General features: G+C 51.2%; 21 protein-coding genes and 1 tRNA gene. 13 read left to right on the top strand and 9 right to left on the bottom strand.

Translation table 11 applies throughout. The features are described 5' to 3' along the window. Window positions 1–260 precede the first annotated feature (260 nt). Window positions 261–1535: an NRAMP family divalent metal transporter gene (locus tag EPA93_RS24265; RefSeq protein WP_129889981.1), complete on the top strand. Its 1275-nt coding sequence runs from the start codon at window positions 261–263 to the stop codon at window positions 1533–1535. Between the two features lie 60 nt (window positions 1536–1595). After that, window positions 1596–2357 carry a DUF72 domain-containing protein gene (locus EPA93_RS24260; RefSeq protein WP_129889980.1) on the top strand — a complete coding sequence of 254 codons (762 nt, stop codon included), beginning with the start codon at window positions 1596–1598 and terminating at the stop codon, window positions 2355–2357. A gap of 62 nt (window positions 2358–2419) precedes the next feature. On the opposite strand, the gene EPA93_RS24255 is transcribed toward EPA93_RS24260, so the two are convergent. Together EPA93_RS24255 and EPA93_RS24250 are read right to left on the bottom strand one after the other, a co-directional pair. Then, window positions 2420–2932: a fasciclin domain-containing protein gene (locus tag EPA93_RS24255; RefSeq protein WP_129889979.1), complete on the bottom strand. Its 513-nt coding sequence runs from the start codon at window positions 2930–2932 to the stop codon at window positions 2420–2422. Window positions 2933–3048: 116 nt separating this feature from the next. Further along, window positions 3049–3963, bottom strand: coding sequence for an SDR family oxidoreductase (locus EPA93_RS24250; protein ID WP_129889978.1), 915 nt, complete (start codon window positions 3961–3963; stop codon window positions 3049–3051). A gap of 163 nt (window positions 3964–4126) precedes the next feature. Between EPA93_RS24250 and EPA93_RS50470 the strand changes: the two genes are divergently transcribed. Both EPA93_RS50470 and EPA93_RS24245 read left to right on the top strand, forming a co-directional pair. Then, window positions 4127–4258 carry a hypothetical protein gene (locus tag EPA93_RS50470; RefSeq protein ID WP_277988944.1) on the top strand — a complete coding sequence of 44 codons (132 nt, stop codon included), beginning with the start codon at window positions 4127–4129 and terminating at the stop codon, window positions 4256–4258. Between the two features lie 8 nt (window positions 4259–4266). Continuing rightward, a complete protein-coding gene (locus tag EPA93_RS24245; protein ID WP_165423359.1) occupies window positions 4267–4986 on the top strand; it encodes a helix-turn-helix transcriptional regulator in 720 nt (239 codons plus the stop codon). A gap of 108 nt (window positions 4987–5094) precedes the next feature. On the opposite strand, the gene rho is transcribed toward EPA93_RS24245, so the two are convergent. Beyond that, a complete protein-coding gene (gene rho / locus EPA93_RS24240) occupies window positions 5095–6354 on the bottom strand; it encodes a transcription termination factor Rho (protein WP_129889976.1) in 1260 nt (419 codons plus the stop codon). 810 nt (window positions 6355–7164) lie between these two features. Between rho and EPA93_RS24235 the strand changes: the two genes are divergently transcribed. The 3 genes from EPA93_RS24235 to EPA93_RS24225 all read left to right on the top strand — a co-directional run bounded on the left by EPA93_RS24235 (window position 7165) and on the right by EPA93_RS24225 (window position 11135). Further along, window positions 7165–8214, top strand: coding sequence for a DJ-1/PfpI/YhbO family deglycase/protease (locus EPA93_RS24235; protein ID WP_129889975.1), 1050 nt, complete (start codon window positions 7165–7167; stop codon window positions 8212–8214). An 85-nt stretch (window positions 8215–8299) separates the two neighbouring features. Beyond that, on the top strand, window positions 8300–8701 hold the full coding sequence (locus EPA93_RS24230) for a DUF2267 domain-containing protein (protein ID WP_129889974.1): 402 nt from the start codon (window positions 8300–8302) through the stop codon (window positions 8699–8701). Window positions 8702–8876: 175 nt separating this feature from the next. Next, window positions 8877–11135, top strand: coding sequence for an FUSC family protein (locus EPA93_RS24225; RefSeq protein WP_129889973.1), 2259 nt, complete (start codon window positions 8877–8879; stop codon window positions 11133–11135). 132 nt (window positions 11136–11267) lie between these two features. Here the strand turns inward: EPA93_RS24225 and EPA93_RS24220 are convergent, their stop codons facing one another. Continuing rightward, entirely contained in the window at window positions 11268–12386 is a 1119-nt protein-coding gene (locus EPA93_RS24220; protein WP_129889972.1) for a hypothetical protein, read from the bottom strand. A 451-nt stretch (window positions 12387–12837) separates the two neighbouring features. Here EPA93_RS24220 and EPA93_RS24215 point away from each other — a divergent pair, with 451 nt between their 5' ends. Together EPA93_RS24215 and EPA93_RS24210 are read left to right on the top strand one after the other, a co-directional pair. Continuing rightward, the gene (locus EPA93_RS24215) at window positions 12838–13878 is read left to right on the top strand and encodes a TIGR03557 family F420-dependent LLM class oxidoreductase (protein WP_129889971.1); all 1041 of its coding nucleotides are present in this window, start codon (window positions 12838–12840) and stop codon (window positions 13876–13878) included. A 303-nt stretch (window positions 13879–14181) separates the two neighbouring features. Then, window positions 14182–15267, top strand: a complete 1086-nt coding sequence (locus EPA93_RS24210) for a serine hydrolase domain-containing protein (protein ID WP_129889970.1) — start codon at window positions 14182–14184, stop codon at window positions 15265–15267. 341 nt (window positions 15268–15608) lie between these two features. Here EPA93_RS24210 and EPA93_RS24205 read toward each other — a convergent pair whose 3' ends face one another. After that, window positions 15609–16019 carry a hypothetical protein gene (locus tag EPA93_RS24205; protein WP_129889969.1) on the bottom strand — a complete coding sequence of 137 codons (411 nt, stop codon included), beginning with the start codon at window positions 16017–16019 and terminating at the stop codon, window positions 15609–15611. Between the two features lie 942 nt (window positions 16020–16961). Between EPA93_RS24205 and EPA93_RS24200 the strand changes: the two genes are divergently transcribed. Further along, a complete protein-coding gene (locus EPA93_RS24200; RefSeq protein ID WP_129889968.1) occupies window positions 16962–17408 on the top strand; it encodes an ester cyclase in 447 nt (148 codons plus the stop codon). Between the two features lie 208 nt (window positions 17409–17616). On the opposite strand, the gene EPA93_RS24195 is transcribed toward EPA93_RS24200, so the two are convergent. Next, complete coding sequence (locus tag EPA93_RS24195) at window positions 17617–18024, bottom strand: hypothetical protein (protein WP_129889967.1); 408 nt, start codon at window positions 18022–18024, stop codon at window positions 17617–17619. Between the two features lie 1001 nt (window positions 18025–19025). Then, a tRNA-Leu gene (locus EPA93_RS24190) sits at window positions 19026–19109 on the bottom strand. Between the two features lie 272 nt (window positions 19110–19381). Between EPA93_RS24190 and EPA93_RS24185 the strand changes: the two genes are divergently transcribed. From EPA93_RS24185 to EPA93_RS24175, 3 genes are all read left to right on the top strand, one after another. After that, complete coding sequence (locus EPA93_RS24185; RefSeq protein ID WP_129889966.1) at window positions 19382–20845, top strand: Ppx/GppA phosphatase family protein; 1464 nt, start codon at window positions 19382–19384, stop codon at window positions 20843–20845. Next, entirely contained in the window at window positions 20845–21426 is a 582-nt protein-coding gene (locus EPA93_RS50465; protein ID WP_129889965.1) for a CHAD domain-containing protein, read from the top strand. The genes EPA93_RS24185 and EPA93_RS50465 overlap by 1 nt, the downstream gene beginning before the upstream one ends. A gap of 96 nt (window positions 21427–21522) precedes the next feature. Further along, window positions 21523–22164, top strand: coding sequence for an HD domain-containing protein (locus tag EPA93_RS24175; RefSeq protein WP_129889964.1), 642 nt, complete (start codon window positions 21523–21525; stop codon window positions 22162–22164). An 85-nt stretch (window positions 22165–22249) separates the two neighbouring features. Here the strand turns inward: EPA93_RS24175 and secF are convergent, their stop codons facing one another. Continuing rightward, window positions 22250–23713 carry a protein translocase subunit SecF gene (gene secF / locus EPA93_RS24170; RefSeq protein ID WP_129889963.1) on the bottom strand — a complete coding sequence of 488 codons (1464 nt, stop codon included), beginning with the start codon at window positions 23711–23713 and terminating at the stop codon, window positions 22250–22252. An 11-nt stretch (window positions 23714–23724) separates the two neighbouring features. Beyond that, window positions 23725–25113 carry a protein translocase subunit SecD gene (gene secD / locus EPA93_RS24165; RefSeq protein ID WP_129889962.1) on the bottom strand — a complete coding sequence of 463 codons (1389 nt, stop codon included), beginning with the start codon at window positions 25111–25113 and terminating at the stop codon, window positions 23725–23727. Window positions 25114–25755 lie beyond the last annotated feature (642 nt).

Below are 25755 nucleotides of genomic sequence, written 5' to 3'. Positions count from 1 at the left end.
TTAGTCTTGTTCTCTGTTGTACTGCCAGGTAGAGATAGAACAATGTACAAAGCTAGATCAGATAAGCAAGAGTTACCGTAGGGCAAGGACGCGCCTGACTCCTTCGCTGGCTTTATTACGTATTCAAAGTAGAGAATTAATCTCATTTCCGGTTTCCCCATGCGGGCCTTAAAAGGTCCGTTTTCTCCCCACATGCGAGAGGAAGTTACAATCGGAAGACCTTATAGGGTCACATAAACATGTATTAGGAGTAAAAAAGGATGAAACGTGTCTGGCATCTGCTAAGAAAGGCCTTGCAGGTGCTTGGTCCTGGCCTGATTACCGGCTCTTCTGATGACGACCCCTCTGGTATTGGAACTTACAGCACGGCAGGAGCTGGGTTCGGCTTTGCCACGCTCTGGACAGCTCTGATCACCTTTCCCCTGATGGCTGCCGTGCAGGTGATTTGTGCACGCATAGGGCTGGTAAGCGGTATGGGCCTGGCTGGCGTAGTGCGAAAGCACTATGCACGCTGGCTGCTCTATCCCATCGTATGTGGGCTAGTTATTGCCAACACCATTAATGCGGGCGCCGATATTGGGGCGATTGCTGCTGCGATCAATCTGCTGGTTCCTATTCCAGCTGTCTTCTTTGTGATACCAACAGCCCTGGCTCTGGTTGGTCTGCAGATCTGGGGCTCCTATCGTTTGATTACGCGCATCTTCAAGTGGTTAACGCTTTCGCTACTTGCCTATATTGCGACAGCTTTCTTTGTTAAGCCGGATATGTTAGCTGTGCTCAAAGGAACCTTTGTGCCGACCATCCAGTTGAACGCTAACTTTCTCTCGACGCTGGTTGCCATTTTGGGCACTACCATCTCGCCGTACCTGTTCTTCTGGCAGGCCAGTTCGGAGGTTGAGGATCAGGAAAGTAAACAGAAACATTCAATCTTGCAGCGCCGCGGGACGACCGCCAGGCAATTGCGCCATGCGGCCTGGGATGTGGATATTGGCATGCTCTTCTCGAACCTGGTCATGTATTTTATCATACTGACCACAGCTGCTACGCTCTTCAAGGCCGGGAAAACGCAAGTTCCTTCGGCGACAGATGTGGCTCTGGCTTTACGCCCTCTGGCAGGCAATGGCGCTAGCATTCTCTTAGCCCTGGGCCTGATTGGAAGCGGTATGCTGGCCGTCCCGATTTTGACCGGATCATCGGCCTATGTGATGGCCGAGGCTTTTGAGTGGCCCGGCGGGCTAAATAAAAAGCCGCATCAGGCGCGACGCTTTTATATAGTTATCGCACTGTCTACTCTGTTGGGCATGCTTATCAACTTTTTTGGCTTTAATCCAATTGCCGCTCTTTTCTGGACCGCGCTCATTAATGGTCTGCTGGCCCCGCCGTTGATGCTCGTGATTATGCTCATTGCGAATAATCGCAAGGTGATGGGCGACAAAACGAATGGCTTCTGGCTCAACTTTCTGGGCTGGATCGCGACGCTATTGATGTCTGCGGCCGCTATCGTCTTTCTCTTGACAGCCGGCCAGGGCTCGTGATACTACTTCATAGAGGCTGAAATGCTTTCTTATAGTCGTGTTGTGGGGTGAGGAGCGCATATGATTCGCATAGGGACTTCGGGCTGGGTATATCCGCACTGGGTGGGGAGTTTCTACCCGCCCGAGCTGGCGGCGAGCGAGTATCTCGCATATTATGCTCGTCACTTTCCAACCGTGGAGATTAATCGCAGTTTTTATCGCTTGCCCACGCGTGAGCAATTCTGTACCTGGCGTGAGCAGCTGTGGGAGCACCCGGGCTTTTGCTGCGCCGTCAAGGCCAGCCGTTATATCACGCATATGAAAAAGCTACAGAATGTGGAGGAAGGCGTGAGCCGGCTCTATACGGCGGCCCAGGGCCTGGGTGAACTGCTTGGCCCGTTTCTCTATCAGCTTCCACCGCACTGGCATGCTAATCCGTCGCGCCTTGCCCAATTCGTAGCCTCGCTGCCTCCTCACCATCTGGCTGCCTTTGAGGTGCGCGACGCTACCTGGTTTCAAGGAGAGAATCCTGAGCAGCTGCGTAGCATCCTTGACAAAACGGGTCTGGCCCTGGCTATCGCCGTTGGTGGCTCATGTCCCACGCCGCTTGATCTGCCCACCATTGGCTCATTCGACTATGTACGCTTCCATCATGGTGCCCATAGTATTGGCTTGAGCGAGGACGAACTGAATTTCTGGGCCAGAAGGTTGGCGCGCGCGAGTAGTCACGGGCGGGATCTCTATATCTACTTCAATAACGATCCTCATGGGTATGCCATTCGCAATGCCCAGCGCCTACGCGAACTGCTGCAAGAAGGCGAAAGAAATTCTTGTTTATCCTGAAAGAACAACTCCTGCCATCTCGAACTTACGCCATTTGTTTCGCCGCCTGCTATGAGAACTCATCAATCGTGAGCTGGTCTGCCCGGAGATTGCGCACCCAAGGGGATTTCTTTGCTCAAGCCGGGTGGCCAGAGAATAGTGTCGATGATATGGATTATGCCATTCTCGGCTTCAATATCGGCTTCGATGATGTGGGCGTCCCCGATATGCGGTGCTGTCGAGAGTTCGATAGTCAGCGTTTGGCCGGAGACTGTGGGTAAGAGCAACGTGTTCTTCCCATCTTCCTTACCGCCATCCTCCGCAGGAGTGGCAGCCTTTCGCATATCATCGAGCGTTAACTTTAAGGGAATGACATGGTATTGGACCAGTCTGCTCAGCATTGTGACATTTCCAAACAAGGGGAGATCCTCTTGCGCGCGCAGCTTCTCGAAGGCTCTATCGTAAGGGGCCAGCAGGGTCAGTGGATGCCCACCCTGTAACAGATATTCCTGGCCGCAGGTCGTAATCGCTGTGTGCAGATTGATGAGAGTAAAAGGCGCTGTTCTCGCCTGCAGAATCTGTTCGATGTTTGACATAAAACGTTCCCATTTCTATTACATCCAACAAACTTATGATTTTCCGCTCTGCTAAGAACACGCCAGGGAGCGCAAAATGCATACAGCAAATGTGTGCCCCCTGTGTCGCTGCCCTCTTATTTTTCTGACGTGCTTGCCTCGGGTATCCTGAAGGCAAGCGCTTCGGTCAGTCCCATGCTTTCAAGCAAGGCTCGTTGGGCCTGGGCTTTCGCTTCGTTGAGCGTAGTTAAGCCTGAGTCATATGCCCCTGGGATAGTGCGCAGTGAACGCGTTCCGCGTGGCTGGGTGATGAGATTGGCCACCACATCAGCCACAATCTGTGGATCCTGGGCAACTGGCCCTTCCTGCATTGCTGCCGTATTGCGCAGTATCTGAGCCGGAATATCCTTGAGCGCTCCATAACTAGCCAGCCTCTCCTGATCCTGGGGATCTTGCTGACTCTTCAGGAGCTCGGTGGCGAATATGCCAGGTTCTATAATGATCGATTCGATGCCAAGTGGAGCAAGTTCATAGTGATAGGTTTCGGCTAAGGCTTCGAGAGCCGCCTTGCTGGCACTGTATAGTGCTATAAACGGGGTAACCAGTCCCCCGGAGAGCGAGCTCATATGGATCAGCAGTCCATTGCGCTGCTGACGCATGCGGGGAAGAACCGCACGGTCCACCTTCAGGGGGCCAAAGAAGTTGACATCCATATGCGCCCGGGCCTGCTCAAGCGTATATCCTTCGGTGATTCCGGCTGAGGTTACACCTGCATTGTTGACAACAACATCAAGGCGTCCAGCCTGTTCCAGCACTGTCTGAACTGCCTGCTTGACTGAGGCCTCGTCAGTCACATCAAGGTTGAGAACTGAAAGCGCGAGGTGTTCCCGTTGCGCAAGATCACGTAATTCAGTTGCGGCTGAGGCGTTGCGTCCATTGATCGCACGCATAGAAGCGAAAACTCTATGACCCTGCCGGGCCAGGGTTTCAACTATTCGGCGGCCAAAGCCGCTGTTGCTGCCTGTGACAAGAACGATTTGTTGAGAACTCATGGTAGGCTCCTTTATTTGCATAGAAAGTTCTAGCATCATGTCAAGGCTTTGTACATAAGCCCAAAAGTATTTTTAGGTGTGCTAGAATTATGCAATGAGCATAAAGATGGAACCAGGAGCCAAATTATGCTGGTATATAAATTAATAGGATAGGACGAATGCAATGGATGAACAGGAGCGAAGAGCAGAATTAGCCAGATTTTTACGAACCCGGCGCCAGCGTATTTCCCCCAGTCAGGTTGGCTTTCCCGAGGGAAAGCGCCGCCGAACGCCAGGACTGCGCGCGAAGAGCTAGCCCTGCTTGTGGGGGTAGGCGTGACCTGGTATACCTGGCTAGAGCAAGGACGGGATATTACCGTCTCGGCTCCGGTATTGGAAAGCCTGGCCCGTGTTCTGCAGCTCAACGAAGACGAGAAAGTCCATCTTTATATTCTGGCGCGGGAACAGATTCCGGTCACTCCCTTTCCTGCGACGCCAACAGTTACCCCAGCTCTCCAGCTCATTCTTGAGACGATGGGTGTTCATCCTGCCTATGTGCTCTGCCCGCGTTGGGATGTCATTGCCTGGAATCAGGCAGCTGCGCGGGTGTATGCCGACTTTGGGGCGCTCGCGGAGCGGGAACGTAATCTTATCTGGCTGTTCTTTACTGATCGGCGGCAACGTGAGCTGTTCGTCAATTGGGAAGCAGAAGCACAACATGCTCTGGCCTCCTTTCGGATTAGCACGCAGCGCTTTATTGGAGAGGCCTGGTTAACACAGCTTACCTCCGAACTGGAAGAGGCAAGCCCCGAGTTTCGCGCGTGGTGGCCGCGTTATGCTCTACAGGGATGCAAGCCTTGCCCACGACAGCTCGAACATCCTCGCGTGGGCTCGCTCTTTTTGGAGACAACAACCTTCCAGCTTGCAGCTTATCCCGGCTTGCAAATGATTGTAGACACACCGGTACCGGGAACAGATACTGCGGCAAGATTGGCTGCCCTGGCAGAAGCTGGCTCAAAACCCCAACATCTTGCTGCCGTCTAGAAAGCCTTTGGCTCGTCCTTTTGCTGCCAGTTCGCACAAAGAAAGGGTGCCGCAAATCAGCAAATCGCGGCACCCTTTGCTCTATTCGAGCTTACATTGTAGGCTTGATCAGGCCATGCGTTTTGAGAGCGTGGCCAGAAATTCCATATTGTTCTCGGTTTTAGACATCTGTTGGAGCAGAGCTTCCATTGCTTCCAATCCTTGCTGCTCGGCCAGGGCCGCGAACATCCTGCGCATAACGATAACTGCGCGATAGGTTTGTGGATCGTAGAGCAGTTCTTCGCGACGCGTGCTAGAGAGCACCACGTCGATGGCCGGGAAGATGCGTCGCTCGGCGAGCTTGCGCTGGAGCACTAGCTCCATATTGCCAGTCCCCTTGAACTCCTCATAGATAACATCGTCCATGCGGCTCCCCGTATCTACGAGCACAGTGGCGATGATCGTCAGGCTACCGCCCTCATCAAGCTTACGCGCAGCGCCAAAGAAGCGCTTGGGTTGGACCAGCGCGCTTGGATCAAGGCCGCCAGAGAGGCTACGGCCGCTGGGCTCAACTGCAAGATTATATGCCCGGCTCAAGCGCGTCAGACTATCCAGCAAGATAATCACGTCGCGCCCGCCCTCAACCAGCCGTTTGGCGCGTTCCAGGACCATCTCTGAGAGATAGGTGTGGGCATAGGTTGGCTCATCGAAGGTAGAGCTGATAACTTCAGCCTGTACTGAGCGCTTGAGGTCAGTCACCTCTTCAGGGCGCTCACCAATGAGGGCAATAAGTAAGTAGGCGTCAGGGTGGTTCTTGGCGATGGAGTTGGCAATAGACTTGAGCAAAACCGTCTTACCGGCTTTAGGTGGAGCAACGATCAGGCCACGCTGACCACGGCCAATGGGAGCAATCAAGTTGATAAGGCGACCCGAGAGGTTGGCCGGATCGGTCTCCAGGTTGAATTGTTCGCGCGGGAAAACGGGGGTCAGGGCATCAAAGTGCGGACGACGTTTAGCAACTTCAGGATCAAGGCCGTTTACGCTCTCGACGCGCAGCATTCCGGCGTACTGCTCGTGATCCTTTGGCGGTCGAATCAGGCCCGCGACGAGATCGCCAGGGCGTAAGCCGAAGCGCCGGATCTGTGAGGCGGATATGTAGATATCCTGTGGTCCTGGCAGGTAGCGCTCTTTGCGCAGGAGCCCAAATCCGCCTTCGGCGATATCGAGTATTCCCGATCCCGGAAAGGCCATGCGCATATCTTCGTTCATCGTTGGGGAATCTGGGCCCTGCTGCCCGTGTACCGGGATGTCTCCAAACGGTGTGAAGGATGGAAGATGCTCTCGAATTTCTAGTGGATTGTTCATTGTTGGTAGTGTGGTATTTGGCATAGTGACTGTCTCAAGGTGAAGCGGCTCTTGCCTTAAGAGCCGCTCCCCTCCTTTCAAGGCTAGATATGCTTCCAGTTAGCAAACATGCATCAATATATAGCGCATAAGTGACTCATGACGCTGGGAGATGATGCTCTGTGAACAGAAGAGATGAAACATTGATTGTGAAGATAAGGGTAATCAGGTATCAATCTTGTAGAATTTCGCCTGTCTCATTTACAAGAACACATGGATGGGTGAATATATTCCAGGCTACCCATCTTTTTTGATTTTTCTGCATGCTCTGTTGGCTCTTTCCCATACACCTTTCTTGTAAAAACTTTGCTTGCTCTGTCAGGCTTTACAGCTGCAATTTCCCCCGGATAAGCGCTTTAAACTTTGTAGATGTGTGTAAGGCCTCGACGATGGCTCGCTCAATCGCATCGTAGCTTTGAGTAATAACAACAGACGTCAGCAATTCATTCCCTCTTTGAGCCTCAGCTATATTGCTGCGTAAGCGTAAATCCTGGCACCAATAAGCTTGCTCGACCGGCTGGCCAGCTTCCTCTAGTTGTGCGGAATTGACCGGCTGGCCAGTCTCATGTTAAGAGTAGATTTGTAATACACGCTTTGACAGGGCGAGAGGTGACAGGAAAGATCAGCCAGAACCTTTGCCGCGTGCAGATCGCGCCTGGCGGAAAACGCAGGCATCTTTGCTTGTCTGTATGCTTGCCCCAGGAAGCTTGAAGTGTTGTAGCCTTTGCCAGGGTCACAGCGTGTACTGCGGTGTGGATATCGGCTTGAAAATGTTAGCGAATGGCGGTGAGTAACATGGAGACGAATAGGCAAATGCGTAAAGGGCGCGTGGCGATTCTTGTCGATAGCGATTTCGCGGATACAGAGTTTCTCGTTCCCTATAACGCCCTCAAACAGGCTGGGGCAGAGCTCGTAGTGCTCGGTTCGCGCCGGCATGTGAAGTATACGGGCAGGTGGGGAGAGACCTCAATTACCTCACAAGCCAGCACGACAGAAGCGTTTCCTGATGCCTTTGAGGCCATCATCATTCCTGGCGGCCTGGCGCCCGATAGCATGCGTACAGATATGAAGACTGTGCGCTTTGTGCAACGTGCAGCCCAACAGGGAAAACTTCTGGCGGCGATTGAGCGCGGCCCCCAGCTATTGATAGAGGCAAACCTCTTGCGCGGAAGACGCGCTACCTGTTTCCGTTCGATTCGCAAGGATCTGCAGAACGCAGGAGCCCATTACCTGGATGAGCAGCTTGTCGCCGATGATAACTTGCTGACCGCGCGCCGTCCCGGCGACCTGCCTTTTTTCGTGACGACCTTGCTAAATCGGCTCAACCTGAAACCTGCCAATATGCGCTTACCAGATGAGGGTAAGTTGCAGACTGAAGGGTGGCAACTTGCCGAACAGTGGGGCGGAAGCAGTAAAACGCTGATCGTCGAAGCGCTTAATAGCGTGCAGATGGGCGAGCGTTATGGCCTGGCTATGTGTGAGCGGCATGCACAGAAAGCCGCTGATGAGGAACTAAAGACTGTCTTTCAGCAACTTTGTACAGATGCCCAACAGCACATCCAGGAGCTCACAGCTCGCCTGCAGGATTTTGGCGCTCCTGTGCAGCCATCGGCGGCCGATGGAGCCTCGGCGGCCCAGCAGGACTGGAAGCAATTGCATGATAAAGAGCTGATATTGCTCCACGTGCTAGATCACTTGCAGGCGCGCATTATCAATGTCTATCGTCTCTGTAACTCTTTGACCGATCCGGCAAGCGTGGATATCCTTGATCGCATGGAGGTTACGCTTGCCAAAGAAGAGCAACATTTGGCCGATCTCTATCATCAGAAAATGCTTGTTAGCTAGGGCACATTCGAGCATCCATGTGAGGAACGTGTCCACCTGCAAGCTCACCGGCTGCTGATGAGTAAGCTTTTGTGAGGAGGTATATATGGATCACGATGCGTTTATTGGACAGGTTCAACATCGTGCTCATCTCAGCTCACGTGGTGATGCAGAGCGCGCCACCCGCGCGACTCTACAGACGTTGGGCGAACGCTTGGCTGGAGGGGAAGCAAAGGATTTAGCCTCACAGCTTCCTCCTCAACTGGCTCAGTACACGCTGTCTGGATTGCCCGGCCTTGGCGAGCGCTTTCCGCTTGATGAATTTTACCTGCGCGTGAGCGATCGCGAAGGAGCAAATCTACAGGATGCGACGCACCATGCTCAAGCCGTGATCGGTGTTCTGCAGACAGCTGTCTCGAAAGGGGAGATTGACGACATATTAGCGCAGCTCCCTGCTGAGTATAACCGTCTCTTTATAACTGCAGCCCCTGGAAATACCGGGTGGTAAGCTGTTGAGAGTATTGGGAACGCGGCTTGCTCGGCAGGCTTGCGTTCCTTGCTTTTGTGCCATATTACTACTATGTGCCCTGGATCATTGATAGCACCTGGCACATCTGTAATTTACAGGTAGTGAGATTGTGGGGCAGAGCAGAAATAGAATATATGCATATTTCAGGAAAAAGATGGAGAAAACGTCTCGAACGGGAGATTTGCCTGATGGTAGCAAGCAAGTGCCGCCAGGTGGCCTAAAAGCCCATGTAGTATCCTGGATAAGCGCCCTTATGCGGGCCTGGCGCGAGGCTGTGCGTGTGGATCGCTCGCAACTTACCCTGGCCGCTTCCCTGCGCAGTACTATCGGCTTTGTGCTCCCCCTTATTTTAGGTATAGCAACCGGCCATATAGTCGCAGGCGTATCTATCGCCGGTGGGGCAGTCGGCGTGGGAGCTATCGGGCTGACCTATACCTATCGCGCGCGTACTAAAGCCATGCTTTTTGCTAGCCTGGGGATAGCTATTTCTGCCTTTGTCGGAGGGATTACAGGAGATATAAGCTGGCTGGCGATCCTGGTCGCGGGCATATGGGGATTTGGCGCCGGTATGCTCGTAGCGATTAGTCAGACCGGTATGATCATCGGCCTGCAGTCGATGATTGCTCTGATCATTCTTTCGCATTTTGCCCTGCCTCCCGCGCTGGCTCTGGGCCAGGCCTTCTTGATGCTCGTCGGGGCGCTCTTTCAGACCTTGCTGGCCATTATTCCTTATCCCTGGTACAGATTTGGCCCGGAGCGTGCCACGCTTTCGGCTGTCTATCGCGCAATCGCTGATTATGTGGAGGACCCTGCGGATTCGGCGATCAATCAGCGGGCTCGTGGCTCCCTGCTTAAGGCCGTTGACACTATTGCTGATAGCAGCTTGCGCAATCCGAAGGCCAGAGCCTTCGATAGCCTGTTAGAACTGGCCGAGCATATCCGCCTGAATCTGGTTGTGCTCGTGAGCATACGTCGGTATTTGAAAAATGAGGGCGAGGCTCAGGTTAACGCGATACAACAGTTGGAGCGCATTCTCAACGCTGCCTCGACTATATTGTGCAAGATAGCCGATGATATCAAACGCACACGAGCTTCAGAAGCCCTGACCGAGCCTTATTGGCGCATGGAAGAAGCGATAAGTGAACTGAAAAAGGCCACGTCTGAAGATGAAGGAAATCTGTTGCAACAGACCTTGCCGCATTATGAGGCCCTGCTGCGAGATTTACGCAAGGCTGAGGATATTGCGCGCTTATGGCAGGAGGCGAAGAACGATCTGTTACCCGAGGGAACGCGGCGCATTATAGTTGGTCAGCGCGATCCGCTAGAGATATTGCGTGCTAATCTCACTTTGCGCTCAACTACCTGCCGCCATGCTATTCGTCTGGCCGTGGGATTGGCCATTGCGACAGCACTCTATCATATCTTTCCTCTGACTCGTGGCTACTGGATTCCCCTGACCACTGCGCTGGTGCTTAAGCCCGATTTCTCGGCCACGTTTACGCGTGGTGCTGCGCGTTCCCTTGGCACTATCCTTGGGGCCGCATTAACTACAGTGATCATTACTATCCTGCAACCCTCGCACATTATTCTGGCCCTTCTTGACGCCATTGCGGCTTTTCTGGCTTTCTCAGTGCTTATGGCCAGCTATGCGCTTTTCTCTTCCTTTGTGACGGCAGAAGCTATCATTCTCATTACTTTTGTCGATCCTCACACCTTTACAAATATCCTGGGGCGCATAACTGATACGGTGATCGGTGGGATATTGGCTATGTTGATCTATACCCTCTGGCCGACCTGGGAAAGGGCCCGCGTACCGTTTAATGTGGCCGAGCGCCTTGATGTCCAGCGGCGCTATTTAGCGGGAGTGATGAAAGCCTATGCTGATCCGGGGAGCATCAGTATGGGCGAGTTGCAGCACTTGCGCCTCGAATCTCGCCTGGCCTATTCAAATGCCGGCGCTTCGGTTGAGCGGGCCCTGACTGAGCCAGTGCAGCAGCGCATTGATCCCGGCATCGCACGTGGCTTACTTCTGAGCTCTGATGGGATTGCCCGCAGCCTGCTGGCCCTTGAAGCTTATTTGCATAACATCCCTGCCCATTATGCAATTCCGGCGCTCAGACCTTTTGCCGACGAGGTTGATGTCCTCCTGGGCTCTGTGATCGGCATGGTACGCGAGAATAAAATGACAGAGAAGCCGCCGAAGTTAGATAGAGCTCGCCGCCTGCTTGAGGAGATGAAGCGGGCTAATAGTGAGGTTGAGGGCACGAATCCGGATCTAGTCTTTGTGCTTTCCATGGCTGAACGTATCGTTGACAATCTGGCTACAATGCTTCATCTGCTGGTGGCCCAGTACAAAACTACAAGCAGTATGCCGGCCCTAAAATCGGCCTCACCCGATGAAAGCTGGCCGTGAAAAAGGGCTCTGGATGCTCAATATTCAGCTTCCAGAGCCCTTGCGTTGCCCTCAAAATTTTACGGGAAAGGCTGGCTTATTGTGTCTATTGTGAGCTATATCGCCAGCGTGACCTGCCCTTCTTGTCGCTTCCTATACCAGGGCTGGAGCGCCAGCCAGGCTAGTAAGGTCGGAATATTGCCAGATGCCCCCGTGTTTGAAAACTAAGGAATGAATATGTGGATTCTCCCGCCTGTCAAGATAGATGATCTGTTTAGCAAACTGCGAACTCCACTCATAACCGGCAATCAGTGTATTGCTGGCGCTGGGCGCATTCGTAACCTGTTGCATCAGATCTCTATGTTTCCACTGACCCGCCTGGTCCATTTGAAGCTCCTGAACGCGCTGATTTTCTGCAACATAGACAACTTGTTTAGTATTGCCTGTCTCCCAGGCAAAGGCAGAGAGAGCCGAGCCGGCGGCCAGCGGCGCACCTGTCTGGCTCATAAGATCGGTATAAGTCCAGGCATTATCAAGCCCCGCGCTTAACTCATAAATGTTGCCGTTGTTGCCCATATACACAACCTGCTTGCGGGCGCCGCGCTCCCAAGCGTAGCCGATAAGCGTATTGCCGACTGCAGGAGGAGCTTGTGCGATCTCCGTAAGATCGCTATGCTGTCGTGGTCCACCGTCAACCTTTATGAGCTCGTGTATGTGTCCATCACCGCTGAGATAAACCACGTGTTGCGAGCGCCCCGTGGCCCAGGAGAAAGCGCAAAGAGCATCCCCCTCAGACGGCGGTGCTCCTGGCGTCTCTCTGGTAAGGTTGGTGTGTTGCCAGGTGCCGGTCAGGCCAACGGCTAATTCATGAATGTGGCCATCGCGCGCCGTATATATGACATGCTTCGTGCCATCGGCTTTCTGGCTATAAGCTGCCAGGGTCATTCCATCAGAAGGTGGCGCTCCCGTTGGCTGCATCATCAGATCCTCATAGCTCCAGGGATGGTTGTGTAGCTGAACAAGCTCATGAATATGGCCATCACCCGTAGGGCTAACGTAGGTGACCTGGTGAGTACGACCTTCTGGCCAGCCATAGCCGGTCATAATTGCGTTCTCCAGGGTGGGCGCACGAGTGGTGCGTGTAATATCCATATCACGCCAGGTCCCGTCCGATCGTCCTACTAACTCACGAATATGATTATCGTTAGTTTGATAGGCGATATGTGCGCTCCCATTTAATTGCCACTCATAAGCTGTAATGTTGCTGGGCATAAAACACACTCCCATTTAATGCCACTCTTAAGACAAAACCTTTATTGCCAATCCATCTCGTGTGGATAGAGAGAACAGAGCTAGAAACAGATAAGCCTATCTGCATGTACATTTTGCGCCGCCTGGATAAGACTAGCAGTCTATCAAGGTTTATGTATGAGTGAAATCGGCGGGATTGTCAAGCGTCAAACGACGTCTGACAAAGCACTAGCCAGATGTAAGCGCCGCGTATGGTGCATCAGAAAGTATCACGAAAATAGCCAGGAAAACGTGACTCTCTTTGGTTGGGCGAGGTAGAAGCTGATGAAAAATCAATGAAACTATTGGTATTGCTCATTCGAGATGCTGTATATGAGATCATCTTCGTGTAGAGATATCTGACGCTGCTGTATTCATACATGCCTGGAAGCGGAGTACGTCAAGAAAAGTGAAAAGTTAGGGAGAAAGTGTTATGGTTTATCTTGCTTGGAAGGCGGGACCTGAGCAATACCCGCCAAAGGAACTTCTCGAATATGCCATTGCTGCTGAGCAGGCAGGCTTTGATGCGATAGATGTAAGCGACCATTTTCAGCCGTGGAGCGAGGCTGGGCAGGCTTGCTTTACCTGGACCTGGCTTGGGGCTGCAGCTGCAAGTACTAACCGTATTCAGTTGGGACCGGGTGTCACCTGCCCGATTCTGCGTTACCATCCCTCTATTATTGCCCAGGCGGCAGCCACTGTCTCTGCTCTGGCGCCAGGCAGATTCTTTCTGGCGCTTGGTACCGGCGAGGCTTTGAATGAGTATGCCGCCACCGGTTTCTGGCCTGGCTATGAAGAGCGCCAGGAGCGCTTGAGAGAAGCAATTGAACTTATACGCGCGCTCTGGAGTGGCGAACAGGTTACGTACGAGGGCAAATATTATCAGACGCGCAAAGCTAAGCTTTATACGCCGCCAAGCTCTCCTATTCCCATCTATATCTCTACGCTTTCTCCGCAAAGCGCTGCCTTCGCTGGTAAGTATGGCGACGGCCTGATCTCTGTTGGCGGGAAGCAACCACCAATCTACAAGCAAATCATGCAGAATTTTGAGCAGGGAGCCAGGGAAGCTGGCAAAGATCCGACGAAGATGCATCGCATGATCGAACTGAATGTGGCCTATACAGAAGATATAGAGGCGGCGATTAAGGAGCAATTGAAATACTGGGCCGGCACTTATATCCCAGCCCTTTTCGATCAGAAAATCTACTCACCGGCCATGTCGCAGGAGAATGGCGAAGTAATCGGGCCTGATACTGTCAAAAAGACCGGTTGTTTCTCATCTGATCCGCAAGCCCATGTCAAATTTGCCCGGCAACACCTCGATCTAGGCTTTGATTACCTCTTCTTCCATGCCGCCGGACCCGATCAGCTGGCCTTCTTAAAGGGCTACGCGCGGGACGTCTTGCCGCGCTTGCGCCAGCCGGAGGTAGAGATGAAGAGTACTCTGAGCGATGCCACACACCAGGTGGTTTGAGTAGAGGTCAAAAACCTTAGGTTTGCCAGGGCCACAGCCGGTACTCCTCTCAATATAATTGCCGCTCGTCGCGCTCTTCAAGGAAGGTGAGCACCGCTTGCCTTCCTCCCTAAGCTTACCATTTGAACAGCTGAGCTAATGCTGTTGCTATCCTCTTCCCCTTTTCTATGTTCAGAAACAGATCAATACCTTTACTGAAGAAGCCCTTCCTGCTGCAATGCCGTCTAGCTATGGCGTAGGCTATCCGGTGGTGGCTAGCATATAATAGAACTCAAGAACGCATGGCCGTAAAGGGAGGAATGCATGTCGCAAATTGCCAGACGCAAGCAAATCTTGAGCGAAATAGATGCTATCGTTGCGCGAGGTATACAAACAGGGGCTTTTCCAGGGGCTACGCTCTGGATAGGTTGGCAGGGCGAGACCTTAAAATGCACGGCTTATGGCAAAACAGCTGATCAACAGTATGGGGCCTATGAGCCAGTTCCGGTGACGACTACGACACTCTACGATTTAGCTTCTTTGACCAAAGTGGTTGCCACAACCTGTGCGATCATGCAGCTTGTCGAGCGCGGTGTACTAAGGCTGAGCGATCGCGCGATTGACTATCTGCCCCGGCTTGGCAGCGATCCGCAAAAGGCATCAATTACGCTTGAACACCTGCTTACTCACACCTCGGGCCTGCCTGGACCCATGAGGCTTTATCAGTTTTGTTACGATAAGCAGCAAATTATGGAAGGGATCTATCGCCAGAAGCTAGCCTTTGTGCCCGGTACAGCCTGCCTTTATGACGATCTCAGCTTTATTTTGCTCAGTGAGATCCTGCAGGTAGTTACCGCCCTGGATCTGCATGAGTACACACAGAAATACTTGTTTGGCCCGGTTGGTATGCGCGATACAATGTTTCGACCGCCGGCCGAGCTTAAGCCGCGCATCGCTCCTGCCGAATATGCAAGGCGTGGAGAGAGCTTAATTCATGGGGAAGTGCACGATGAAAATGCCTGGACGATGGGTGGAATTGCCGGACATGCAGGCCTGTTCTCGACAATAGAAGATCTTGCAAGTTTCTGTCAGCTACTCCTGTACCCCGAACTCAAAGATATTCTGAGTGTGGAAAGTATCAAGGCTATGACAACGGTACGTGTCCCTGATCCAGATGAAGCCCTTGGGCTGGGCTGGATAATCAATGCTCCCTACTTTATGGGAGAGCTGGCCAGTGCTTCAACATTTGGGCATACAGGCTTTACCGGTACTTCCTTGCTCATCAATAGAGAGAGACAACTGGCTCTGGTCTTTCTCTCTAACCGGGTCTGCCCTACGCGCCATGGCCCCAATCTTAATCCCTATCGGGTTGACCTGGCGAATGCTCTGGCCCAGCTCATTCAGGTTTGAACACCCATCAAACGCGATATTCTGGCATGGTGCCTGAATACCCCGAAGCGCCAGCAGTTCGTCATGTTTCCAGTATTGCTGTGCGAAACTCCATACCCACGTTACAGATTTTTAGCTGGCGCAGTCCAGCTAAATTAAGGTAGGTGGCCCATTAGCATTGCTTTAGATGAAAAAATATTCATGATTTATGGCTCTAGACGAAGGACTATACTCTTCTCCTCTTCTAGGTGAAGACTATCTTATGCTTACTCTATTCAGCTCTAGAGTGGTGCTGGGGGTAGCCGCGTTCGTGCCAACCTCTCCAGTTAAGAGGGGACACAGCGGCCCAGCGTCCCCTACTCTTACGGCTCGCCAACCAGAAATACAATCATAATCGTGGTGCCAATCAGGAATACCGCCAACCAGGGGCTGTACCAGCTGGCTCCTAACCAGGTAAGATTGATACGTGCAGCATAAGGAACGTTGAGGTAAGTAAAGAGCGCGAGCACGCCGCCCAGAATGAAAGAGCTTACATACGTAAGAATAAGCGATTCCAGGGGCTTTTTAATGCTGCGTATGCCTCTGCCGAGAAGATAGCCGATGACAGCCAGCACAATCATCGTAATAATTAGAGAAAGGATATTTACTATCCCCAGGCCGGTGGTTGTCGTGGAGATGGCAAGGACCGGAAAGGTGATAGCGCCTGCCAGGGATAAGACGAACAAAAGCACGAGAATGAACACCGACCTTATAGCTAGTTGTCCAAAGTTCATAGTACCTCCTGTAAGAATAAGCAACTACCCATCGTGAGTAGAACTGTCAAAGGGCCTGCTACCGGATATTCTTCTAGAAGAAGCTTACTAGAAATTGCCTCAAAAATATATTTAGCTCTCTTAATAATGAACAATGCCAATATGTTTAAAGGTAAATGTTCCGATACCAGGAAGAGCTTTTATTTAGAGTTACTGCTAAATAGTTGTCAGACGCATATGCGATGCGTAGGCCTGGGTAGCTGGGATCGTCGTGAGCGCGATCAGGAGGAACCATCACGGCGATCAGCTCAACTTCAGGTGCCTCTTCACATATACGATCCGCAAGCATTTTTGCTGCACATTTCTAGTGTATTTTTGTTTTTCGTCATGCAAAGACTGAGAAGTGCAAAGGCGAAGTTGCTCCATATTCTGACCTCCTGGCTTGTCGAGAGCACGTAAAAACGAACGCGTTGTCAACGGTGAGTTGTGCAGATACATCCTTGCCTGCCGAAGAGTGTGAGCTTACTAAAGAGAAATAGCGTATCCATGAGACAACTCAAGAGATAATTGCAAAGCGTTCGTCGATGCACTCGTAGAGATTCCTTCCAAAGCCTGTGTTCTCTCTTTTATTGTCTTATTATAGCATCTGTTTAAGAGATAAAGGGGCCTGAAGGGCGCTGAGATCAGGGCCTTGTCAAAAAATCGTCAAAATTCTTGTCATTCATTTGCAATATTGTCTCGCTAAGGCACCAGTTTCCCAGCTGTATGTTGAGGGAAGTACGAGGAACTCCATCTGTTTTGACACAATCCTCGCCTTTGCCAACGTGTTATATAAGGCTTGCCCTGGAGAGAGGATTTTTTCTTTTCGCCACTTGAGCTTACGAGAAAGAGTTATAAAAACGATTCGCTGGCAGCCGAAGAGGCCACATTGTGTGCTGCCAGACCGAAAAGGGGGTTCATATTATGGAAGCAAATCAAGCACTGGTCAAGCGTTACTATGAAGAAGTTTTGACAAAAAGAAATTTGCAGCTTATCGATGGGTTATTCGCGCCAGACTACGTGTACCACTATAGTGACGTTCCACCTGGTCTGGCACCGGGATTGGCTGGCTTCAAGCAACTTGTCTCGCGGCTTCTCAGTGGTTATCCCAACTTGCAATTCAGTGTTGGCGAGCAGACTGTTGAAGGTGATAAGGTTATATCGCATTTCACGGCCAGGAGTAATCCGCCTATTGGGCCAGTGATGACGATACCAGCCGATCCGAAGCAGGTTGCTGGCTCTGAAACGATTAAGGGAACCAGTAGGGACCGTATCGTCAACGGTAAGATTGTTGAGAGTTGGGTGCACTTCGACATGCCACAGCCCTTGCCCCAGGTCGAAGAACTGCCTCCCGAGGAGGGGAACAAATAGGCGCTGCCTGCTCGCTGTTTCCAGCACAAAAGAGAGTGAAGTGGACCAGATAATGTGCCTGATCCACTTCACTCTAAAAAGTAAACAGGAGGGAGGAGAAATGCTGAATATGGTCTTCTTGTATAAAAAAATGGGCATGGCAAATCGCTCTTGGGCTCGTCAGGCGCGAGAGCCTGGCGAATAAGAGGATCGCCAGCTAGCTCTGCTCTTATTCGCCGACCAGGAAGACAACCATAATCGTTGTCCCGATCAGTAGCATTGTTAACCAGGAGCTATACCAGTTAGTTCCCAGCCAGCCGAGATTGATATGTGCAGCATAAGGAACGTTGAGATAAGTAAAGAGGGAGAGAATGCCCCCCATAAAGAAAGCTCCCAGATAAGTCAGAATAAGAGCTTCTATCGGCTTTTTAAGCCCCTTAATCCCTCGTCCCAGCAGATTGCCAAGAATAGAGAGAATAAAAACTGCGACCAGTAGCGAGATCAGATTGACGAGCCCGACCGCAGATGTGCCTGTGACTACGGCTAGGACGGGGAAAGTAACGGCTCCTGCCAGGGACAAGAGGAATAAGAGTGCCAGGATTACCAGTGACTTGATAGCGAGTAGACCAAAATTCATAAAACCCTCCTATCTAACGTAAGCGATCACTCGTTATACGAGATTTGCCTGTTTCTATTAAGATAATACTATATTCTTCAGCATTTTTCATTATTTCGGGGAACTTCATTTCAGGTTTGTCTTGATTCTTCTTGCCATTTTTATGCTTGAATGATTGCTTGTGTAGCTGCTGTCGTCTTATGAGCGCTTGCCACAAGCTGCGTCCAGATTGGCGGAGAAGATACCCGATGAAAGGTTCAAATGAGGGGCGTTCTATCGTGTGAGTGTGGCTAAACCACACTCACAGAGAATGTTTCCGAACTGAGCAGCTTTGTTTTCTATTGTAGAGAAAAGGGCGGGTTAGAAGAGATGAGCTAGAAGGAAGTAAACAAGAATGATCATTGCTGGTGGAGCAATTAATGTCAAAATCAGGCAACCCAGCCCTGGAGCTTCTCCGTATTGAGCCTTGGTATCCAGTGCCTTCACGAGCAAGATGAGATTGAGAATAAGCCCGGGAAAATATCCAGCCCAATATAAGAATAAAACAAGGACCGCTCTCCAGGTATAGCTAGGGGGTGGGACTAAGTAGTAATTGTTGTTGATTGGCGGCGGGGTCTGCCAGTTCTGGTTGTACTGTTGCATTTTACTCATATCCTATACTTGCTATAGATAACCTGCTACAAATCACTTTTTAGTATAGAAGATAGATGGGATAGCTAGAGCATACGCAAATAAAAGATGTGACTTTTGGGTCAATGATATTGAAGAGATTAACATGTAATTGGCTATATAGCATCCTATAGTATTTGACGTCAAGTCAATTTGGCGTATGATGTGTCAAAGGCCAAGGGGACTTGAGGAGAGCGGGAGATTTTTCGCTGATATTGCAAGGTGTATTTGATAATAAGGGAGAAAGTAGTGATGCTACGCAGATTAAGCTGCCAAGCGGGCCGAGAAGAGAAAACAAAAACGTCTCAAGCGGTTGTACATACGGCTTGAGACGTCATCGTAAAAATACGGGGTGCCGAAGGGGGGACTCGAACCCCCACGCCCTTTCGAGCACAACGCCCTGAACGTTGCGTGTCTACCAATTTCACCACTTCGGCTTATCGCTGTGGTTCTCTCGAACACGGCCTATAATACAGCATCTCTTGCGACCTGTCAAGAGGTCACAGCGCCACTTTGCTGAGATTTTTAAAGATTTGTAAAGAGAATGTTATAAGAAGACTCCCTCTTGTAGGCTCTTACGTGTTATAATTAGTAACAACATCCCTGTTGATCACAATGAGTGCGTCGATCTGCGCGTCTAAGGGCAGATTGTGTTTTTTACAGCTCATGCTGTGCTCAATGGCTTTTCTCAAGGGTTGGAGAGACCTTCATGCAAGATCAAGTAGCGCCTGTCCGCGCAGCAATTGATGTTGGCAGCAATACAATCCACATCGTTGTTGCCAGTTGTCTACCTGACGCGCTAACGATTCTGGTAGATGAAGAAGAGATGGTTCGTATTGGTGCGAGTGTAGATGCTACTGGAGCTATATCCCCACAAAAAAGTGCCGAGGCTATCGCGGTTTTGCGTGCCTATAAAGCTCTGGCTGAGCAGCATCAGAGCGAAGTCATTTTAACGATTGCTACGGAAGCCATTCGCAAGGCTAGCAACAGCGCGGAATTTATTGCCGATGTACAGCGACAGACAGGCCTGGATGTACAGATTATCGAAGGTACTGTCGAGGCTGTCTTGACTTTCTTTGGCGCGACCTATGAACTGCAAAAAGAGACACACGATGCAGGCTCTCTTGGCGTAATGGATCTGGGTGGCGGGAGCATGGAACTTGTAGCGGCCAGAGCCAGGCAGATAAGCTGGCATCTCTCGCTACCTATTGGCTCCGGCTGGTTGCAAAGACGCTACTTGCCGGCTGATCCGCCTACAGTCGATGATCTGGATGTAGCCTCTACATTTCTGCATACTTATTTGAGGGGGATACGGATCAAGCCAGTTCCTCCTATCCTGGTTGCTACCGGCGGGAGTGCGAACTCGCTGCTGCGCCTGGTGCGGCATACCTTTGGGCCACAACATCCGGCGATCCTGACGCGCGAAGATCTGGCGCATTGCGAAGGCCTGCTGGGCACCTTGACGGCGCAAGAAATCTCCGAGCGCTATGAGCAGCAGCTTGCGCGGGTTCGGGTTTTGCCGGCAGGTGCCTTGATTATTCGCTCAGTGATGGAGCGTTTGGGCCTGAAAGAGATCCATGTGAGCTCGCACGGAATCCGTGAGGGGGCTTTACTGGCCCATACGCGCTATGGAGATCGCTGGCTAGAGCAGGTGCAACGTATATCTGATGCTTCAAGGAATCCCAAAGGTGTGGCAGAGGTCACCGAAGATCGTCTCTTGATGGGTACTCAGGATGAAGGATTTGTGCGTTATGGACGCTATTTGCTGGCCGAACGAGCCAGGAAAGTCGTCGAATGGCGAGAAGCAGTTCTCAGGCATGAAGATATCGAGGATGTGCATAAGATGCGTGTCGCCTCACGTCGGCTGCGGGCCGTCCTCGATGCTTATGAATCAGCCTGTGAGCAGCGAGCCTTTAAGCGCGCGTATCGTAAGGTCAAGAAGCTTGCTGATGTCCTGGGCCAGGCTCGTGATACCGATGTAATGATCGAGAATTTGCAGCAAATGGAGCAGGCTCCAGAAGCTGAGCGCTTCGGTCTGCTCTGGCTCATTGCCCGCTTGCGCGAGTATCGCCGGCAGCATCAGAAGGCCCTTGAGGCATACCTGGGCAAATTTGATGATGAGCTCTTTGTCAGCCAGGTAACTGCCTGTCTGCCCAAAGGAGGGCCCGACTGATGGCGAAAGCGAAACCAATTGCCGGCCTTGTTGCCGATGCGAGTGTAGGAACTAATGCGCGCATCGTATGTCGCGCCCGCCTCGAAGAGGTATATGCCTGGGATCAATACGTTGATGATCCTTATCGCAAGCGCGAGTTGCACGATTTGCGCATTGCTATCAAACGCTTGCGCTATACCTTAGAAATATTTGCGGAAGCGCTCCCCGCCAGTTGCCAGGAGGCTCTTAGTGAGCTAGAAAAGTTACAGGAAGAGCTGGGTACGCTCCATGATAGTGATGTCATGATTGCCTTATTGCGGCTTTGCCTGGGGAGCCAGGATAGCGGCACAGGTTATGAAGTGACATTGAGTAAGGCCGGACAAATACATGCCGAAGGCAAATTTTTAATTAAGCCAGAATTGGTAGCCCACGTCGTCGATCCCAAAGTTGCGCCCTCGGTTGAAGAGCGGCAAGGACTTGAGACATTACTGAAGAATGTATTGGGGCGTCGAGAGGAGCAGTATACAGTATTTTATCGGCACTGGTCGAGCTTGCGCGAACAAAACTTTCGGCATACTCTGCTTGATGTGCTCGGTGCTTGATGTTAGCTGGATTTCAGGCGACGGTTTTATATCTTGAATTGATCGAAATATGTATATATCCTTGTGCGTGGTAGTACTTTGAGGAGGAACCTGCAAATGATGACAACGGATTTGATTGATGAGGAGGGATGGTGTCCGAATGCGCAACCAACGGCAGAAGAACTTTATCGAAGCGGGGGCTTACAGGTAGAGGATTGGCCGCATGCGCGCCAGGTCATGTCACTTGCAGCTCAGCTATTTGAGGCGACTCGAAAGCTGCACCGTTTGGGCGAACAGGAACTGCGTTTACTCGAACGTGCCGCGCTTTTGCATAATGCAGGGATGCTCATCGAGGAACGGCGCCATCATAAGCATTCGTTTCGCCTCATTAATGAGACAAATTTGCCCGATTTCAGTGAGGCCGAACGTTATGAGATCGCTTGTATTGCTCGCTACCATCGCAGGGCTTTGCCCAACAAACAGCATCCAGAATTTGCCAGCCTGAGCCATGCCGCTAAGAAGCGCGTCTCCATCCTCTCTGCTATCCTGCGTATCGCTGATGCGCTCGACTATAACCATGATGGACGCGTGCTGCACTTGAACGCCGATCTAGAGCTCTGCGATGCTCGGACCTGGGTTATTCAGCTCCGCGTGCGTACCCTGGCCGACCTGGATGATGAGCTGGAAAATGCTTATGCTAAGGCAGATCTTTTTGAAAGAGTATTTAAGCAAAAACTCCGCTTTACAATCAAAGATTGAGATCTATACTATAAAGTTTATCTACCTGCTAAAAATAAGAAAGGCGACGGCATAACCGTCGCCCTCCGTCATAAGCCTGCTTTTCTTAACCCCGCGAATGTACTGGCTCACGCTCTTCGCGCGCTCGTCTCGTCACCGGCCGTTCCTGGCCACGATTCAAGCGCCACAGACCCAGCTCGCCATGCTCCCAGATTACTAGCAACATACTTGCGTTGAAGATCGAGGAGTAAGTACCACTAAAGATACCAATCAAGAGGGTCAGGGTAAACGTATGGATGTTGGTACCAATACCGGTAAAGAGCGTAAGGGCTAACAGCGTAAAGAGTACTGTAAGCGATGTGTTTAACGAGCGGGCCATCGTTTGTACCAGGCTCGCGTTTACTACATCCTCAAACGTCTCGACGGTATGACGCTGCATGTTTTCACGGATACGGTCAAACACCACGATTGTATCGTGTACAGAGAAACCGACCACAGTTAGCAGGGCCGTGATAAACAACGCGTCGATCTGCATATTGAAGAGCCAGCCAAGGATCGAGAAGATACCGAGAACCACAAGAACGTCGTGCAGCATGGCGATAATGGCACAGGTACCGTAGCGCCAGGCTTTGGCTATCTTGCGGAAAGAGAACCAGATGTAGATCAGGATAAAGGCCGCAGCCGCCAACACTGCCAGGATAGCGTTACGTGTAGTGTCAGTCGCGACGGATGGTCCTACTTCGGAGTTGCTAACCACTGAGGTATAGGTGCCACCCTTGCCATTCAAGAACGCTGATTGAATAGCGGAAATGCTGATCACATTAGGCTCATTCGCCGTAGTGATAGTGCTACGCGTCAGGAGCGAAACGGTCTGTGCTGTCTGGCCTTGCTTGATCTCCTGTACGCTTACCGGGAGAGTAGCTGCCGAATTTGTGTTGTCAGTGCTGTTGGGCGTAGTCGAAGCGTTGGGCGTGCTGCTTGCTTTGGGTGTAGCCTGAGTCGACACTGTTCCCGTTGGCGTAGCGCCAGCGGTAGCCTGAGCGGTCGGCGTAGCCGGACTGGGTGGCGTTGTCGTCGACATAGGGCTCTTAGTCGGATCAGTAGTATTTGGTAGCTTGCTTAGTAAACTTTGTATATCGCTAACCTGTGGCACTTGCTTAAAATTAGTGAGAACCACCACAGTAGCAAGATTTTTCCCATCTGCGCTTGTGCTGATATTGCGGATATCGATTTTGGCCTCAGGATATTTGGCCTGGACTGCATCCTGAATGCTCTTTTGTACATTGCTATCAATCTGCGTATTCAGGCGTACCCAGAAGATATTGTTGGGGGCCTCCTTGGTGGAGGTGCTAAAAGTCACCTGCAGGTCCTGTAGCTTAAGCGGTGCCAACAGCTCTCTTACCTGTCCGGTCGTAGTTATCTGCTGTTGAGGCCGCAGCTCTACACTTGAGCCGCCGGCGAAATCGATACCCAGCTTTAGCCCGTTGACGAACAACGAGATAGTGCCAGGTATGATCACGATGAGTGAGACAATCAGGAACCAGTAACGATATTTTACAAGATTAAACACGACATCCTCCTCTACACCGTGCTGTTCCGTCGCGCCAGAGAGGTCGTCATAACAGAATCCGCCGGAAGTCCAAAGAGGGCGGGATGATTGATAACGCCGGTTGGCACGAGCAAGTTAAGGAACGTGCGCGTGACGATAATTGCCGTAAACATACTGACGACGACGCCAAGGAACAGGGTCGTAGCGAAGCCAACGATAATAGTTGCGCCAAAGTTGCTTCCAAAGAAGTAGAGCACTGCGCAAGTGATCATAGTAGAGAAGTTTGAGTCACGAATAGAAGGCCATGCGCGCTTCCAGCCGATATCGATAGCTGAGGCTAGCAACCTTCCTTCGCGTAGCTCTTCTTTGACGCGTTCAAAGATGAGCACGTTGGCATCCACTGCCATACCGATAGAGAGGATAAAGCCTGCGATGCCAGCCAGCGAGAGTGTAACGCCGATAAGCTTAAAGATAGCAAAGGTAAAGATAGAATAGAGAACCAGCGCGATATCTGCAAGAAAGCCAGGCAAACGATAGTAAAGCAGCATAAACAGAACTACGATGGCCAGGCCGATACCTCCGGCCAGTAAGCTTTTATTGATCGTGTCTGCGCCGAGTGTCGCGCCAACCGTCTCTTCACTTCCAATCTTTAGCACAATAGGGAGAGCACCATATTTCAGCACGTTGACCAGCTGCTGAGCTTCAGTGAGAGTAAAGCGGCCGGTAATGATACCTGAACCTGGAAGCTGGCTCTGGATACGAGGTGATGAGACGACTTTCCGATCCAGCGTGACGGTAAGAAAATCGTTAACGTGGTCAGCTGTAAACTTACTGAGCCCCCCAACGGCATCGCCTTTCATGGCAAAATTAATGACGTAACCATTGGTCTGTGGGTCTTGCCCGACAGAGAGAGAAGCAGGATCAAGATCTTTTCCGGTAAAGAGGGCTTTGCCACCGGGGTTGTATTGCGCGTAGTCGGCCGGATTGAATGGAGCACCTTCCTGAAGACTATTTGGGCCTGTATTCCAGAACTCAAGGTTACCGGTTTTCAAGAGCGTGTCTATGGCTTGCTGCTGATCACCGGCCAGGCCAGGCAGTTCAACGGCAATGCTTGGTTGCCCATTGATAGTTTGGATACGGACGCTCGGCTCGTTGACGCCCAGGCCACCGTTCACGCGTTGTTCGATCTGTGTACGCGTGGCGGCTATGTTGTCCTGGACCAGTTTGGGGTCCTGGCCATCGGCAGGAACGAGTACGACTTGTATGCCACCTTGCAGGTCTAGCCCTTCTTTAATTGTAAATGGGTTGCTGATGCCGTTCCAGGGTTTCCCATTAGTATTATTGGGCCAGAAAACAACATACGATGCGCCCAACGCTAGCAAAATGATAAAAAAGAGGAGGGTTAGAGTTCCTCGACGCATATGCTGTGTTTCCTCTCACTCAATTGTTGTGCTCTAATATGCTGAAGTGCATGAGTCTGGTCTTCTTCTACCGTGGAGCGCGATCCATAACATTCCCATAAGCGAGATGTAAAAAGCGCTGAATGATTCCAATGCAGTATAGCATAGTTAACCATGATTGGCTATAACGCATGCGACTGTAATTGAATTACTTATCAAGCTAGCTCTCATCTCGCTGCAGACCAGGGAAGAGATCATGCGCGATTCATTGAGAACTATTCGTCTATGAAGCTTTATCTGGTTGGGATGCCCATCCGGGTACCTGGGGCAAGGAGCTGTCACGCTCTGCGCTGGCTGCGCTAATTTGTCTTGCCTATTGATACATATTGTAGCACCAAAATATATTATCTCTGTAGTATAGATCTCATTTTCTGACTTGAGTTGATTTTTCTTCTTGTTTGAAGACTATTATTTGTTGTCTACGCTATCCCCATAGCACCGGCATGAACGCTGTATTGTGTACGGACAAATCGAATAGCCTCATGTTGTGTAATCTCAACCGAATAACCACATTTATAAGCATAACTTAACAAAATTATCCCCAATCCTATAGGTCGTATGAGGCAGAATAATGAGGAAACTCTATAAACATCTCTTGGTCAT

The sequence above is a fragment of the Ktedonosporobacter rubrisoli genome, from assembly GCF_004208415.1.
Lineage (GTDB): Bacteria > Chloroflexota > Ktedonobacteria > Ktedonobacterales > Ktedonobacteraceae > Ktedonosporobacter > Ktedonosporobacter rubrisoli.
The sequence above is the reverse complement of the archived record's forward strand: the minus strand, read 5'-3'. Positions and strand labels throughout refer to the sequence as shown.

Coding starts and splice junctions, on each gene's coding strand:
- EPA93_RS24265 (WP_129889981.1), top strand. CDS start 261: ATGAAACGTGTCTGGCATCTGCTAAGAAAGGCCTTGCAGGTGCTTGGT.
- EPA93_RS24260 (WP_129889980.1), top strand. CDS start 1,596: ATGATTCGCATAGGGACTTCGGGCTGGGTATATCCGCACTGGGTGGGG.
- EPA93_RS24255 (WP_129889979.1), bottom strand. CDS start 2,932: ATGTCAAACATCGAACAGATTCTGCAGGCGAGAACAGCGCCTTTTACT.
- EPA93_RS24250 (WP_129889978.1), bottom strand. CDS start 3,963: ATGAGTTCTCAACAAATCGTTCTTGTCACAGGCAGCAACAGCGGCTTT.
- EPA93_RS50470 (WP_277988944.1), top strand. CDS start 4,127: ATGGATGAACAGGAGCGAAGAGCAGAATTAGCCAGATTTTTACGAACC.
- rho (WP_129889976.1), bottom strand. CDS start 6,354: ATGCCAAATACCACACTACCAACAATGAACAATCCACTAGAAATTCGA.
- EPA93_RS24235 (WP_129889975.1), top strand. CDS start 7,165: ATGGAGACGAATAGGCAAATGCGTAAAGGGCGCGTGGCGATTCTTGTC.
- EPA93_RS24230 (WP_129889974.1), top strand. CDS start 8,300: ATGGATCACGATGCGTTTATTGGACAGGTTCAACATCGTGCTCATCTC.
- EPA93_RS24225 (WP_129889973.1), top strand. CDS start 8,877: ATGGAGAAAACGTCTCGAACGGGAGATTTGCCTGATGGTAGCAAGCAA.
- EPA93_RS24220 (WP_129889972.1), bottom strand. CDS start 12,386: ATGCCCAGCAACATTACAGCTTATGAGTGGCAATTAAATGGGAGCGCA.
- EPA93_RS24215 (WP_129889971.1), top strand. CDS start 12,838: ATGGTTTATCTTGCTTGGAAGGCGGGACCTGAGCAATACCCGCCAAAG.
- EPA93_RS24210 (WP_129889970.1), top strand. CDS start 14,182: ATGTCGCAAATTGCCAGACGCAAGCAAATCTTGAGCGAAATAGATGCT.
- EPA93_RS24205 (WP_129889969.1), bottom strand. CDS start 16,019: ATGAACTTTGGACAACTAGCTATAAGGTCGGTGTTCATTCTCGTGCTT.
- EPA93_RS24200 (WP_129889968.1), top strand. CDS start 16,962: ATGGAAGCAAATCAAGCACTGGTCAAGCGTTACTATGAAGAAGTTTTG.
- EPA93_RS24195 (WP_129889967.1), bottom strand. CDS start 18,024: ATGAATTTTGGTCTACTCGCTATCAAGTCACTGGTAATCCTGGCACTC.
- EPA93_RS24185 (WP_129889966.1), top strand. CDS start 19,382: ATGCAAGATCAAGTAGCGCCTGTCCGCGCAGCAATTGATGTTGGCAGC.
- EPA93_RS50465 (WP_129889965.1), top strand. CDS start 20,845: ATGGCGAAAGCGAAACCAATTGCCGGCCTTGTTGCCGATGCGAGTGTA.
- EPA93_RS24175 (WP_129889964.1), top strand. CDS start 21,523: ATGATGACAACGGATTTGATTGATGAGGAGGGATGGTGTCCGAATGCG.
- secD (WP_129889962.1), bottom strand. CDS start 25,113: ATGCGTCGAGGAACTCTAACCCTCCTCTTTTTTATCATTTTGCTAGCG.